Source organism: Nocardia veterana NBRC 100344 (genome assembly GCF_000308855.1).
In the GTDB taxonomy this organism is placed as follows: Bacteria; Actinomycetota; Actinomycetes; order Mycobacteriales; family Mycobacteriaceae; genus Nocardia; species Nocardia veterana.
This window is the reverse complement of record NZ_BAGM01000206.1, coordinates 24,432-37,825: the sequence shown is the minus strand read 5'-3', so window position 1 is coordinate 37,825 and position 13,394 is coordinate 24,432. Positions and strand designations below refer to the sequence as shown.

Genomic DNA, 13,394 nt, shown 5'->3' with positions numbered 1-13,394 from the left:
CGCCAACACCGCGTGGATGATCTGGTCGGCAGCGGTCTACAGGCCTTTGGCTTCTCAAGCTGCCTGCGAAGCAGTTCACAGCCCCTGAAATTGCATGTCCCCCTGCAGATATGCCAGTGCCGCCGGAACTAAGGGGGAGAAAGTTCTCGGCGGCACTGGTCTGTATCGGCGACCCCACTGGACCGCCCCCTGAGTAGCCACCTGGGGGGGAATGGGGTGGCTACCCCGCAGCTGATCATACGTGGCGAGCCACCGGAACCGGCCGTCCGCCACGCCGACAACCTAGCGGTTCCCGGGATCGTCGGCGCGACACGGGCACTCAGCGCACTACCCGGACGGGCACCCGGACCGCCTCGGCGGCCGCCGCGATGGTCTTGATGGTCTTGTGGTGGACTCCCCCGCTGGTGGGAGTTGCGGTGGCCTTGTTGATTTCGTTGTGCGAGCACCCCTCATCGAGCATTCGCAGGACGGTCGCGATCAGTTCGGGAGACTTCCGCGTGACTAGTCCTCGTTCCACGATGCGCTCTGCGAGGGTCGTGAACTGGTCGGCCCCTTCGTCGGTGCGAGGGACGGGCAGCGCTCGCACTACTGCCCCGGAACCGGCACTTGCGTTCGCACCGAGATCCGCCTGATTCGCACTGGTGATGCGAGGTGCGAACGACGCCCGCACTTGATCGTCGTGGCGCCGGGCCGCGTCAGCGTCGCTATCGGCGAACTCGGCGTGGTGCGGGTCTGTGCTCGCATTTGGGACCGTCGCGGTCCGCGCCTCCTGCGCATTTGGTGCGGGATCAGATGCGGTCGCTGTGGGGGCCAGGATCATGGTGGGGACTGCGTCGTCGCTGGGACCGATGGCCTCCGCGCCGGCGGCCGCATCAGCTGGTGCGGCGCGCATTTCGCCGCGCTCTCCGGAGGACGGGTCCGGGAGGCTCCCGGCAGTCCGTGTCATGGTCCGGTGGGCTTCTAGTACGGCCAGGACCTGGGATCCGAACAGGCCGACGCGCTGGCCGATGGCCGCCGGAGTCCAGTTGTCCGATGCGAGTGCCAGGATCGCGGCGATCTGGTCAACCGGCAGGGTGGTCAGTTCGCGCGTCACCATCGCCTCTGCTGCTGCGAGGTCTGTCGGACCGAACTCCATCGCCGCATGGTCGGGGTCGGGCACGATGTGCGCGGGGGCCGCACTTCCGCTGTGTGCGTGCAGCCGGTCTGGGGCAGTGTCTGCATCGGTGTTCGCACTGGCGCATGCGATGCCCGCTGCTGCGACGGTGCGACCGTCCTCGGCGGCCGGTGCGGGCCTGCCCTCGCACGGTGCGGGAGTGGTTTCCGCATTGGCGTCCGCATCCGCCGGTGCGGCGCTCGCAGTGCGAGTTCGAGTGTTTTCCAGTGCGAGGGTCGCATTTCCGTCGCGGTGTTCGTGGTCTGGTGCGAGCTCGTGCGAGTCGGTGTGCCCAAGTGCGGGTGCGTGAGCAAGTGCCTCGTCGATCAGCACGCTGTAGCGGTTGGCGACCCAGGCGTGAAGCCAGATGATGGATCCGACCATGATGGGCGCGACAGCGAATTCTGCGGCCTTTCCCGGATCGCCGGCAAACAGACGGGGTCCGGCGTTGAGCCCGACTGTGGCGCTCAGGAGAGCGAGCTCGAAGATCAGCACTCGCCCTCGTTCGATTTCGCGACCTTGGCGCGCGGCGGTGGTGGCGACGACCATGATGACGATGATCGGGATCGAGATCATCGCCTCGAAGCCATAGCTGAGCCAGTAGAGCGGGTTGGTCATGTCCCCGTCTGGGACGAGGTTGTGCTGGACATTCACTCCGGCCCACAGCATCCCGAGCACCACGACGGAAATCAGCGCTCGCGACGACCATTCGGAGCGTCGGAAAAGGGTGGCGAGGTTGGCGTCCGCCGAGACCACCCGCTGCCGCGCGGCCAGAGCCTTGCGATGCCACCGTTGATCGGCGTGATCGGCGCGAGCTATCGCATCCGCGGCGCGCCGGTTCCGCTTCTGAGTGCTCAACTCCGCGCTGACTGCCCGGCGCTGCTGCCGCCTCCGCTTCTGGCGGATCCACTCAGCCAACTGCCGTTCCGCGGCGAGTTCTTTGGGGGACAATGCTTCTCGCAGCGCTGGATCAGTCTGCAGTGGGAGCATGCCTCGTGCGGCGTCCACTTGCTGCTGGAGTTGCTCCACAGACACCGGGGCGGCGGCGGAGCGGAAGATGTTCGGTTTCGTTCGCAGCATGATATGTCCTGTTCGAGGCAGGTGCCGGGGGGCGGTCAGTCGTCCGATATCGCGGCGCGCACTGCCGCCGGAATGTCGTTGTAGCTGGTGCCGTTCTTGCGTGCGATGCTTCGCAGGGTGTCCTCGAGGTGCTCGCCGTCCACGCCCGCTGCCCTGGCATCTGCCACGGCGAGTACGGCCTCGTCGACGTACGCGCGAAGCTTGGCGAACCGGGAAACCAGCGGGAGGAACGTCTGCTCGACGGTGCGGAGGGCGAGCCTCGCGCGCGGTGCGGGGACAGCCGCGCCGGCCTCTGCGGGGGCGGCGATCGTCGCGCGGACGGTTTCGGGAATGTCGTCGTACCTGACGTCGGTCTTGCGTGCGATCCCCCGCAAGGTGTCTTCGAGTTGCTCGGCGGTTACTCCTACCGCCTTGGCGTCCTGGATCGCGAGTCCTGACTCGTCCACGTACTGCCGCAGTTTGGCAATGCGCGAGATCAGCGGGAGGAACGTTTGCTCGGCCGTACGCAGCGCCAATCGTGCACGGGCGGGACTCGGCGCCGGGGCTGGCTGGCTCGGTGCACTTTTCGTCCGCAACTTCTGCGAAGACGGTTGGGCAGCTGCAGATTTCGGCTCGGAGTCCGCTGTCGGGCGAGCATCTACAGACGGCTCCGGATCTTCGACCGAAACGTCCGGCGTCGGCGAGGCCGCGCTGGTGTTGGTCGCTGCTGTAAGCGCGGTTTCTGCAACGCTCGCCTCGTGAACTTCTGGAGCCGCCGCAGAGGTCGAGGGCGCATCTTCAGCTACCGCTACCGACGACTGCTGAGCGCTCTGCTGAGGCAGTTTCTCGCGGTTCACCCGAGCTCGGCCACGCTGGGACGGCGCAGCCACTGCTGCTGCGACCTTGTTGGGGTCGATTGCCATGCTTGGTGTCTCCCTTGGATACGAAAGTCGTTGTACTGATTACCTTTACGAAGCTTCGAGTTCTTCGACCACCTTTTCGTAGCCGAAGCATCGCAGAGGGACAGTGTGTGCGGCTCGGGCGATATTCCCGTCCTGGCGGATCATTGACTCCATCACCGGGATATTGACGGTAGTCAGCGCCTCACGAACGTCTCTCGTGAGAGCTAAAGACGGGTTAACTCGAACGAGCAGGACACGGGCATCGATCTGTCGATCCTGTTCCTCCTCGATCTCCCCTACCAGTTCGAACGCTGCCGTGACCTGTTCCATGGTCAAGTAGCTGGGCTCGGTGGGAAGAATGACGATATCCGACAGGCGTACAACCTTTTTGAAGCTCTCAGGATCAGCCGGTCCCCCATCAATGATTCGTCTGGAAGCTGAGCTTCCGTGAATCAGGGACCACAGGTCATCGTCTGTGTCCGCAGGCTCAACGTTGTAGTTATCGGGCCATGGTCGGTGCGCGGCATTGCTGAGGCCCTGGCCTTCATGAGCCTTATCGGCCCAGCTGACTGCGGAGTGGAAGTAGTCGAAGGAGATGACGTCAACTGTCTCCCCTCGTGCAATGTAGGCGTGTCCGGTGAGGATCGCCGCCGTGGTCTTTGTTGTGCCTCCACCTTTGACGTGAGCGCTGCCGATCGTCTTACCGGTAGCAGGAGGTCGCCATGCAGAGTACGGGTCGGTCATGGTCAGAGACGGTACCGGATTGTTACCAAATCTGCTGCGCTACAACCGAAACACCCTAGTGGGTCGGCGTGTCGTTCATGCGCCCGCATGCGCTGGAGCGCACACGCGCGGTACGCGCGTACCGCGCGCGAATACCACGCAAGTCGATCATTTGTCTATAAGGCTCGGAAGGTTTGCCATTTATGTCACGTGACACAATGACTCTCCTTCCCGAGGGTCGGAACCTACGCGAATCGACTACTGACGGAGGCGCTGGACGGTCGGAATCATGGTTTCCCCGCGACCGCGGGGACGGGCTGTAGCGGAGTCGGGAGACGGGCCGGGACACAATGGGTAGCCATCGCGATCCCGTGAGTGCTGCGGAACTTACTCCCGTCGGCGGCGCGATGACGGACCTTCGGCGGCGCGGAGCAGTGCGCGCCGTAGTCTCGGAGGCGTGGCGGGTGTTGTGGATTTGGTGAACGAGACGGCTGAGCGACTCGAGGCCATGCCGTCGGACGTCACTGCAGCCACGGCTCTGGCATACGCCCATACAGGGTTCGGCGCACTGACCCTGGCGGCCGCGGTTCTCAGCGGGCAGGCGTCGAGCGCGCGCGCAAGCGAATTGGCCGCGATCAATCTTGCTGTTGTGGCCGCGCATGAGGACATCGCCGCCGTGGTGGACGAACAACTGCTCGACGACGTGATCGATACGCGGGTGATCGAGCTACTCGAGGATGCCGAAAATCTTCCGCGTATCCGTGCGTCCGCTCGGTATCTGCGCGAGGCAGCAATGCGGACCGTGACGGCAACTCGTGTGGTTCTGACAGATCTAGCGGCCGCACAGGAGATTCCAGCCCCATTACGGGAAGCGATCGCAGAGGCGGGGAGCATCGTAGACGACATCCACATCCTTCTGGATGGGCCTGCGCATCTCCGTTCCGCTCTCGCCGAGGATTACTACGAACGAGTGATCGTTCAGTCCGGCGAATAGAGCAGTCTGCTCGCGCCGAACTGCGTCCTAGGCAGGGGAGTGAGACGCCAGCGGCCGGGGCACGAGTTGGTCCGTGCTTCGCGGGATTTTCGGCGTTTCTGTCGGGGGCTGCACGCATACTGCATTGCGGCGTGGCCGAATCCATGGCCGCTCAACAGGTTTCGTAGTAGGGGGTTCCGCTCATGACTGCTGAGATGTCAACGTTCCCGTTCCGGGTGAACCAACGAATCAAGGAGGAGCTCGGCACCGACGAATTGCACCGAGTTGCCGCGAACCTGTGGGCTGCCGACTGCCAGAGCTGCGGGCTGCCACTCGGGGACGACGCTCCCTCGCTCGTGGTCAATGACGTTGCCGTGATCGCGGCCGCGGCACTGCATCATCCGGGGTGTCAGGCGCCGGCCTGGAATGAGCAAGGCCTACCGATAGTTGCGCAGAGCTTTCTGTCCTACCGGACGCTGGCTGCCGTGCTGCCGACCGAGGTCAACGGCAAACCGGATCCTCTGCCGATGGCGTTGGTCAATCCGTCGCTCGAGCAAGTGATGCTGGAGCGCAGCGGGCAGGGGTGGGCAGTGGCCACGATGAGCCAATACCGGGATCGGTGCGGTCTTTCCGGCATATCGCGCCAGCGCCCCGTCCGAGGCGCGTACGCGCAGATGCGGGCCGACGGAATCATGAGGGTCACCGTCGAACCGGCAATGCAGGCTTGGGAATTCGACACCATCAACGCCCCGGGCGGAATGCACGATCTGATCCTGCGGCTCGGCGGTGTCGCGCTCGGGGTCACCACGGCCTACATCCCCGGCGAACATTTCGTGATGGTCGACGATTTCGCCGCCGCACTTCAGTCCGAACAGATCGCCCTTGGTTGGGTGAGCCTGCGCAAATAGCGCCATGTGCTTCTACGCGTTCACATCGGCAGACCCTTTTCCGACACTCCGCAGACCACGATGGTGACAAGCGCCGACCGCGTCGTTGCGGTCGGCCACGCGCCGATCGGGGCGCGGTGATGAACAGCAGCTGTCGGAATTCATCCCGGAAGCAGACCGACGCGGCATCATGGACTCATCGGGACGTAGGTGGAAGACTCCGCCGCGCGCCTGCGTGTTGTTCCCGGTGGCAAGGTGCGTTCCCGACGGTCTGCGCGCCTCGGAATCAGCGAGCGGCAACAGTGACGGAGGACCGTTGCCGTTTCGGCGGCAACGGGTATCACAGCGGACGGAATCCGCCGGAGCACGCTGTGTCCCATCTACCCAGGTGATGCAACGACCGTCGTCGATCAGCCACGCCTGGGCAGCCTTCGACGTGAGAGCGGTTTTACCCGCTGTGGGGCGGGCGTGGCTCATTCCCTCAAGGAGGAGCACATGGGCAAGGAGCCAATGGATCGCGAGTCGGCGGATCGGATCGCGGCCGCAGCCGAACGCGACCCCGACAGCCCAACCGCGCAATCGGGATTCGACGAGCGTGCCGCAGCGGCCGCCGACCGCAACACTGCAGACGACGAAGACTGAGTCGAGCGAGCAGACCCGGCCCGCCGGCCGGGTCTGCGTTCGCTCGGCTCGTCACCCACAAGCGCCTGCCCCACCCGCGCCCCTCCTCCAAGACGCACCTCGCGGCGTCACCGTCAACCGCGGCCTAGCCCACCGTCGCTGGTCATCGGCCGTAAGCCAATCGACGCCAATGGGCCCGGTGATCGAATTGCTCCCCAGCCTTTCTACGATTCTCGCTCGCTTCACCGATCGCAGAGGCCTGAGCCAGTGCGGACCGGCGGCCCTCGCCACCGAGCGCTTCCTCCGCCCGAGCGTGAACGGCCTGTTTGACCTCCGTGACAGCTCCCTCAACAGCCGCATCGATCGTCGCTTGCGCCTGGGCGGCCCGCTGCAGCTCGATTTCGCGGACGAGATGGCGAGGGAACGGCAGATCAACCCTGGCCAGCATCCCCCGGACATATGCCAACGGGTGACGTACTTCGACGGCGCGCAGCTCGTCGTTGAGATCGTCTGCCGTCCAGCCATGTTCGGCAGCAGGCGCCAGCACCACTGCCCACGCATCGGCCCGGTTACGGTGCGCCCACAGCGGAGTTCGTGCGTCAGCGAGCCATTTGAGGGCCAAAATGAGGGCTTTCTGAGGTGCCGCCTCAGCTTTTCGACGAGCTCCTTGCTTCTCATTGCGGCGCGAAGCGCCTCGTTTTCCACAACCTGTCGTCAAGTAAGAACCACTAGAAGTCACTTTTCCGCCGGAAAAGTGACCCCTAGCGGGATGGGTAGCCATCTTGGCTTGACCAGGGTAAACACCATCACGACGGACCACCGAGTTATCCACAGCTTCACGAGCCGGGTGCAGCGCCCACACCGACGCCCATCCGCGGGCCTTGTCTCCCACACGCCAGCTCGCCATCCGCTCGGCATAGGTCCGCTGCCGTCCACGGAGCACCTCGGTCGCGACCCCCATCAACAGCATCGCCAGACGTACGCGGGTGACCTGGGTGACCGACACGCCGGATCGCTCGGCGATAGAGGCATTCGTGAGCCTGCACTCGCGACCGGTGCCACTGTTCGCGGCGGCCGCCATTACGGCTGCGACCTTCAGAAACGTCTTCTTCGTGACACCGCCGCCTGAGTTCTTGGCCCCTGCACGTTTCTTGACCAAAATCGGCCGGATTGAGCGGTACCGCCGATCGAACGTGCTGCCGATACTTTCGAGCCATGCCTCACGAGTGATCCAGCACTGCACGCCTGCGTACGGGGAATCATTGTCGTCCCGACGCGGATCGAGCTGTACCCGGCACAGTCGGCGGCAGGCGGCTTGCTTGCCACCCCAGATCGCAAGCAGGCGGGGGGAAATCGCGGTGCATTGATGGCCACAGACGTGACCTCGGACCAGGCTCGTTGGGCACTTGGCTCGGCCGCGACGCCGACGGGCGGGGCTGGATCCGCGATAGGGGCCGATGATCGCGGCCTCGATGGTTTTGCTCCATTCATCATCCACAGGCCGCAAGGCGCGGTGGGGGAGCACGTCGGAAAACGAATTGCCGCGAGGAGAGACACGCTGCCGATCGGTTGTTTCGGTCTGCGGGCGTGCGATATCCTGGGACCAGTGGTTCGTCATCAAGAGGAGTCCAATCCTGGTTCTTGGTGAGGGGCCCGGTGGGGGCGAGGTGACGCTCGCCTCCCCACAATCTTTCGAGGGCTCCCGGTTGTCCGGCCGGGGGCCCTCGGTCCGTTTGGGGGTCCAAACGGGCCCGGGGTCGTATTCAGTTGCTGGGTCGTTCAGTCGGTCCTTGTTTTCGGTTCCTCCGGAGTCGATGCCCTACAGCGGCAAGCGGTTCAGCTCGCTCGACGAGAAGCCTGCGGCACCTCAAGCAACGTAGGGTCGGCCAGCTCGATCTCGCTCTCGTCGGGAAGTTGCGATCGCAATGCGTCCTCGACGACCTCCCAGACATGGACGTTCTTCAACGCGGCGACTTTTCGTGCACGCGCCGCCACCGACTTGTCGATCGTCACGAACAAGTCGTCAATCTCGCTCTCATCGCGTCTCACACGGCGCGGGCCGATGCGTTCTCTCCGGCGGGGCATAGGCATATGACTATCACCCTTGGGTCGGTATTGCACCCGCGCCACGCCGGAAAATGTTTACGCCGTGGGAGATACGTCACGGCCTCGCCGGATCCCGCTCTCCCCGGGCCGGTCTATTTCGCCGAAGCCGACGACGGTTGAGCGGTCCGGCGATTACCTCCCGAATCGGGCATGCAGTACTTTTAAACAGCAGCGTCTTGAACAGCAGACCAGCCGGAGGAGGACCGCCGGGCACCCGAAGTAGCAGCTAGCGAATCGGATGGGGGAGTTGTAGTGGACGACGACCTGAGCACGGCACTCGCCCAGCAATGGGAGCGCGCGCTGGCGACGATCACCGCCGATCCTTCCTACGCCACGGTAGAAGTCACCTTTCTGCGTGACCTTCTGCGAGAACTTCATGTCGGTCTCACAGCAGACATCTTCGATGCCGCCGCCGGATCCCGAGTGGGAGCGGCGCTGGCCGGGGCCCAGCTCACCGATCCCGCAGTTCCGGTTCTTTCCGCCCCGATAGTGCACCGGCTCACGGAAAGAAGCGATCAGCCCGACGCCGGCTCGCGTATGGCCGCCCTGCTCGCTGCGTTCGGCCACGGCCACCACTTCCTCGCCGAGGCGATCCGGGCCGACGATGTCGAGGAGGACCGGCGCCGGTTCCAGCTCGTCTTCGACCACGCTTCCATCGCCATCGCGATCGGCGACACCAATGGTGTTCTGCTGGAAGCCAACCCGCATCTGGCCGACATGATCGGGGTACCGGTCGAGTCGCTGCGCGGAATCAGCGTCTACGACTTCGCCCACCCCGACGATCAGGCCGCGATCCGCCAGATGGTCTACGACGACCTCGTACCGGCTCGGGCGGGCACCGCGAAGATCGAACGGCGCCTGCAACGCGCGGACGGCAGCACCGGATGGGCCACCTTCGCGATCACCTATGTCCGCAGCGCCTTCGGGCCGGACTATCTGCTCGCTATCGGTGAAGACGTCACCGAACGCCACCAACTGCAAGAGCAGCTCCACTTTCAGGCGCGCCACGACGCGCTCACCGAGCTGCCCAACCGCCGCCACCTCCTCGACACCCTCAAATCGGTGATCTCTCGAGCCGGCGAGAACGACCTGATGGGGCTGTGCTTCACCGACCTGGACCACTTCAAAGAGGTCAACGACCGATACGGTCACGGTGTCGGCGACCAAGTGCTGGCCACCGTCGCCCGTCGCCTGCACGACAGCCTGCAAGACGACGGATGCCTGGTCGCGCGCATCGGCGGCGACGAATTCGTCACCCTCATCCCGCCCCCGGCCGACACGTACCGGGTCGCGGCCGTCGCAGACCGCCTGCGCGGTGCGCTCTCGCATCCCCTCATCGTCGGCGGGCACCGGCTCCACATCTCCGCCAGCATCGGAGCCGTGGTCACGCCGGTCGCCGGCAAGGAGGCGGAGTGGCTGCTCGACGCGGCCGACACCTCCCTGTACGACGCGAAATCCGGCGCCCGCGGCAACTGGATCCTGCACACCATCCGTGGTCTTGACGCGGATGGTGAGGATGGCTCCGCCAGGTACGGAAGCGTCTAACAGCCTCATGAACAGGCAGTTTCTCGCGGATCCGCGGCCGTTGTGCGACGATCATGACGAAGCAATTGGGGAACGGCCCGTCTGTGGTGCTCTGTCACCGGCGTCGATGCGCCAGCACGGTGATCAGGGGCAGTTGAACGGATTGGAAGGCTATGACATCGGAGATCGAAGCGGAGTTCCGGCCAGACCTGTCACCTGATCATTTGCGGCGTTTTGTGCGGCAGATCCAGGCAGGAATGCCGCGATCCCTGTGGCAGCTGATCGAACCGTGGTCACGCACCCCACGACTGTGGGTCGGGGACGCTGAGGGCGGCAAAGCATACGGCCTGGACCTGCCAGCGCACAGCGATGAGGCGGTCTGTGAACTGCACGCACCGATTCGGTGGCACGAGGTTGTGCGGGGATCGCACGACATTCACCTACTTCATCCCTCGCCGACCGCCGAGCAATTGGGGGAAATGTGGGACAGGCTCGTGACACTCGGTCTGCAACCGGCCATGCGCGCTCATCTCGGGCCTTGGCGGGACCGGTGGGTGCGCGACGGCTTCGCCCCGGCACCCGGTGCATGGGCCGTGGATGTGATCGGCATATCCGCGATCGGTGCCATCGACAAGGCCACCGCCGATGAGCTGGCTAACCTGATCGACGGCCGAACCGAATACGTGACTAGCTTCGCCGACTGGGCATACTGGTCGACGACCTGATAACGACATTTCAGGCGCGGCACAAGTTTGCGGTTCCGTTGCCTTTTCGCGCGGGCTGCGGATATGCTGCCTCGTGCACCGGCCGGTGAGTGACTCCCGAGCCCGAGTCGCAGTTCCACCTTGCGGTAGAGGCGCTCTCGCTGCGCCGAGCACCCGGAGTCACGTCTATGCGTTCCCCTGACATCACTCAAGACGAGTACGACGGCGCCCGATATACCCCTGCGCTGTTGGCGGCCTACGATCTGGGCGTCCTCGGGTTCAACAATCGCTTCGTCTGGCGTTGTCCCACAAAGCATTTAGTTGATCTCTACAATCGGAATGCATCAGCTGACCATCTGGATATCGGCCCAGGCACCGGATGGCATCTCCTGCACACCACCTGGCCAACCAGGCTCCCCCGGATCGCTCTGCTCGATCTGAGTGAGCACTCTCTGCAGTTCTCGGCGCGCCGGCTGCGTGACCGTGGAATCACACCCGACATCTACATCGGATCCGTCCTCCAGAGTCTGCCGACAGATCGCCAATACACTTCGGTTGCTGCGAATCTGCTGATGCACTGTGTGCCGGGGCACGGCTGGGGCAGCAAGGGGATCGCCTTCGAACACATCGCCGCCGCAACCGCAGACGACGGTGTGTTCTTCGGGTCGACGGTGCTGACGAGCGGTGTGTCGCACACACTCCTGAGCCGTGGTGTCGCCGAGGCGTTCAATCGCATTCGCGCATTTCACAACCAGGCCGACGACCTGCCCGGCCTGCGCCAGGCGTTGGAAGCGGCGTTCGAGGACGTCTCCATCGACACAGTCGGATCCATGGCATTGTGGTCGGCTCGCCGCCCACGGCGTGAACGACACGGCGCCGCGTGAAAGAGGCAATTCCGCTGTCGCCCAACATCTGCGCCTCAGGCGGCCGCATTGTCGTCGACGTGGGGGACGAGCAGGATCGCGACCGGCAGAACGGGCGACTGATGGGCGCCGGGCATCAAGAATGCGGCCACACGGAACGGCGCCCCGTCGATGTCGATGATCTCTTCGGCCATCGTGTCGGCGGCTGCATCGACGATGCGGTCGAAATCGATCTGCTCGAGGATCTCGGCCAGTCTCGCATCGCTCATCTTGTCGGCCAAGGCGCCGGTGGTGGCGACGACAACCTTCTTGCGGGGATCCACCATGACCAGAGTGGCCGACGTGTAGCGAACCATGTTGCGCGAGCGGGTATCCAGCTGGGCCCGCTCGCGCAGCTGCACCGTCAGGCCATAGACGCTGCGACGTTCGTCCGGCTCGGTGTCGACATTGGCGGCCGACCAGAAGTGTTTCCACGGTCCGTGGTCTCCGCGCCTGATGGACCAGTACGCATGTGCGAGAACGCCTTTCTTTCCGGTGAGCGCGTCGTAGTAGAGGCTCAGGAAGTGCGGGGCGTCGTCGAAATTGACCAGTGTGAGCAGATCTCGAATCGGCCGCTCCTCGCCGGGGCGGCGACCGTCACCGAGACTCGCAAGGTCGTCGCCTCCGCTGCGTGTGGTCACGCTTTCCAGATCCAACACCCACGAGTTGTAGGTAGGACGCTCCGGAGCCGGTCCGGGCGCGAGGTAGATGATCAGGCCCACCGGAATATCGTCCGGCGCGGTGATCCAGTGCTGATGGCACTCGATCCGGCCCTCGGTCGCCGACTTGTCCTCGATCCGCCCGGATGACAAGGCTTCGTTGACGATTGAGGTGAACAGCTGCTCACCTTCACGGTCGAATCCGAGCTTGGATGCTGAGCGCCGCAGGGAACGGGCGACTCTCTCCCCGCCGGCGGAATGCACCATGATCTCGTTGTGGAGGCGTGTGCCAATCACGTCGATCCCCACCCAGCACCGCGGCAAATGCATGACAAACGAGCCTACTCAGTCTCATGAATTCGTGTCGATCCAGGTCAGCGCCCTCGGCGGCACGAAAAAGGTGATTGCCGCAACACAATCGGTCGTGTTACGCTGCCCACGCACCAGCCGGTGAGCGACTCCCGCGACTGGAAGCAGCACCTGACAGAGGTCTGTTTTCGGTTGCGATCAGCAGGGGGTCACCGGAATGGATGTACTTCGCGGATATCATCTTCCACCAGCTCACCAGATCAATTCGCGGCGTGGTGTTGCGCGCGGTGAGCGTTCAGGCGCTGGTGCCGGGCGGTCGATTCCGCGCCCGTTCCCAGGCTGCCTGAGCTTCTTCGGCGGAGATGGACAGCGCATTCGCAAGTCGCTCAGCGTAATCCGGCGACAAAGCGACGTTCGCGCTCTCGACACGGGCGATGGTGGAGATACTCAGTCCGGTCGCGGCGGCCACCTCGTCCTGAGTCATGCCGCGCAGCACGCGCCAATCCCCGAGAAACCGTTCAGCGACCGGAATGTCGATCAGCCGATCCATGCTCACGCCGAGGGCGACGGCCACGCGTTCCAGCAGCTTGACCGAGGGCGACTTCAGGCCACGTTCCCACTGATCGATCGTCGACTCGCCGACCCCGGCAACTCGTGCCAACTCCGCACGCCGAGAGAGCGTGGGGTGGTTCTCGCGCAGCTGGCGAAGTCGAGCGCCATCGAATCCGCGGGTGACCTTCCTGGTCATCGCGGCTCGATCCATTTGCGCTGGTCGGTCATCGGAACAAACCATGCCACACCCCTCACCAGTTTCCGCCATCGTATGAAAATAGAGTGCGGGAATAGGGTATACTCGCACGTAGCACGGCACG

13 protein-coding genes are annotated in these 13,394 nt (G+C 64.3%); 6 read left to right on the top strand and 7 right to left on the bottom strand.

The features are described 5' to 3' along the window. Positions 1-319: 319 nt before the first annotated feature. The 3 genes from ON37_RS31380 to ON37_RS33355 form a co-directional block, all read right to left on the bottom strand. A complete protein-coding gene (locus ON37_RS31380; RefSeq protein WP_051032271.1) occupies positions 320-2,233 on the bottom strand; it encodes a hypothetical protein in 1,914 nt (637 codons plus the stop codon). Between the two features lie 35 nt (positions 2,234-2,268). Then, complete coding sequence (locus tag ON37_RS28990; protein ID WP_040724003.1) at positions 2,269-2,748, bottom strand: LysM peptidoglycan-binding domain-containing protein; 480 nt, start codon at positions 2,746-2,748, stop codon at positions 2,269-2,271. A gap of 432 nt (positions 2,749-3,180) precedes the next feature. After that, entirely contained in the window at positions 3,181-3,858 is a 678-nt protein-coding gene (locus ON37_RS33355; RefSeq protein WP_157171686.1) for a ParA family protein, read from the bottom strand. A gap of 436 nt (positions 3,859-4,294) precedes the next feature. On the opposite strand from ON37_RS33355, the gene ON37_RS28980 reads away from it, so the two are divergent. The 3 genes from ON37_RS28980 (at position 4,295) to ON37_RS33350 (ending at position 6,339) form a co-directional block, all read left to right on the top strand. Continuing rightward, complete coding sequence (locus ON37_RS28980) at positions 4,295-4,831, top strand: hypothetical protein (protein ID WP_040724001.1); 537 nt, start codon at positions 4,295-4,297, stop codon at positions 4,829-4,831. A 182-nt stretch (positions 4,832-5,013) separates the two neighbouring features. Further along, positions 5,014-5,718 carry a hypothetical protein gene (locus ON37_RS28975; protein WP_157171685.1) on the top strand — a complete coding sequence of 235 codons (705 nt, stop codon included), beginning with the start codon at positions 5,014-5,016 and terminating at the stop codon, positions 5,716-5,718. 474 nt (positions 5,719-6,192) lie between these two features. Then, positions 6,193-6,339, top strand: a complete 147-nt coding sequence (locus tag ON37_RS33350; protein ID WP_157171684.1) for a hypothetical protein — start codon at positions 6,193-6,195, stop codon at positions 6,337-6,339. Positions 6,340-6,481: 142 nt separating this feature from the next. On the opposite strand, the gene ON37_RS33345 is transcribed toward ON37_RS33350, so the two are convergent. Together ON37_RS33345 and ON37_RS28965 are read right to left on the bottom strand one after the other, a co-directional pair. Beyond that, on the bottom strand, positions 6,482-7,936 hold the full coding sequence (locus ON37_RS33345; RefSeq protein ID WP_157171683.1) for a replication protein: 1,455 nt from the start codon (positions 7,934-7,936) through the stop codon (positions 6,482-6,484). Between the two features lie 218 nt (positions 7,937-8,154). Continuing rightward, positions 8,155-8,331 (bottom strand): hypothetical protein, encoded by a 177-nt coding sequence (locus tag ON37_RS28965; RefSeq protein ID WP_157126615.1) that lies wholly within the window; start codon positions 8,329-8,331, stop codon positions 8,155-8,157. Positions 8,332-8,676: 345 nt separating this feature from the next. Between ON37_RS28965 and ON37_RS28960 the strand changes: the two genes are divergently transcribed. The 3 genes from ON37_RS28960 to ON37_RS28950 all read left to right on the top strand — a co-directional run bounded on the left by ON37_RS28960 (position 8,677) and on the right by ON37_RS28950 (position 11,536). Then, entirely contained in the window at positions 8,677-9,969 is a 1,293-nt protein-coding gene (locus tag ON37_RS28960; RefSeq protein ID WP_040723996.1) for a sensor domain-containing diguanylate cyclase, read from the top strand. Between the two features lie 152 nt (positions 9,970-10,121). Continuing rightward, positions 10,122-10,673, top strand: coding sequence for a hypothetical protein (locus ON37_RS28955; RefSeq protein ID WP_157171682.1), 552 nt, complete (start codon positions 10,122-10,124; stop codon positions 10,671-10,673). A 167-nt stretch (positions 10,674-10,840) separates the two neighbouring features. Beyond that, positions 10,841-11,536 (top strand): class I SAM-dependent methyltransferase, encoded by a 696-nt coding sequence (locus tag ON37_RS28950; protein ID WP_051032269.1) that lies wholly within the window; start codon positions 10,841-10,843, stop codon positions 11,534-11,536. 35 nt (positions 11,537-11,571) lie between these two features. Here the strand turns inward: ON37_RS28950 and ON37_RS28945 are convergent, their stop codons facing one another. Beyond that, positions 11,572-12,522: a hypothetical protein gene (locus ON37_RS28945; protein ID WP_157171681.1), complete on the bottom strand. Its 951-nt coding sequence runs from the start codon at positions 12,520-12,522 to the stop codon at positions 11,572-11,574. Positions 12,523-12,817: 295 nt separating this feature from the next. Further along, the gene (locus ON37_RS28940; RefSeq protein ID WP_040724063.1) at positions 12,818-13,270 is read right to left on the bottom strand and encodes a helix-turn-helix domain-containing protein; all 453 of its coding nucleotides are present in this window, start codon (positions 13,268-13,270) and stop codon (positions 12,818-12,820) included. Positions 13,271-13,394 lie beyond the last annotated feature (124 nt).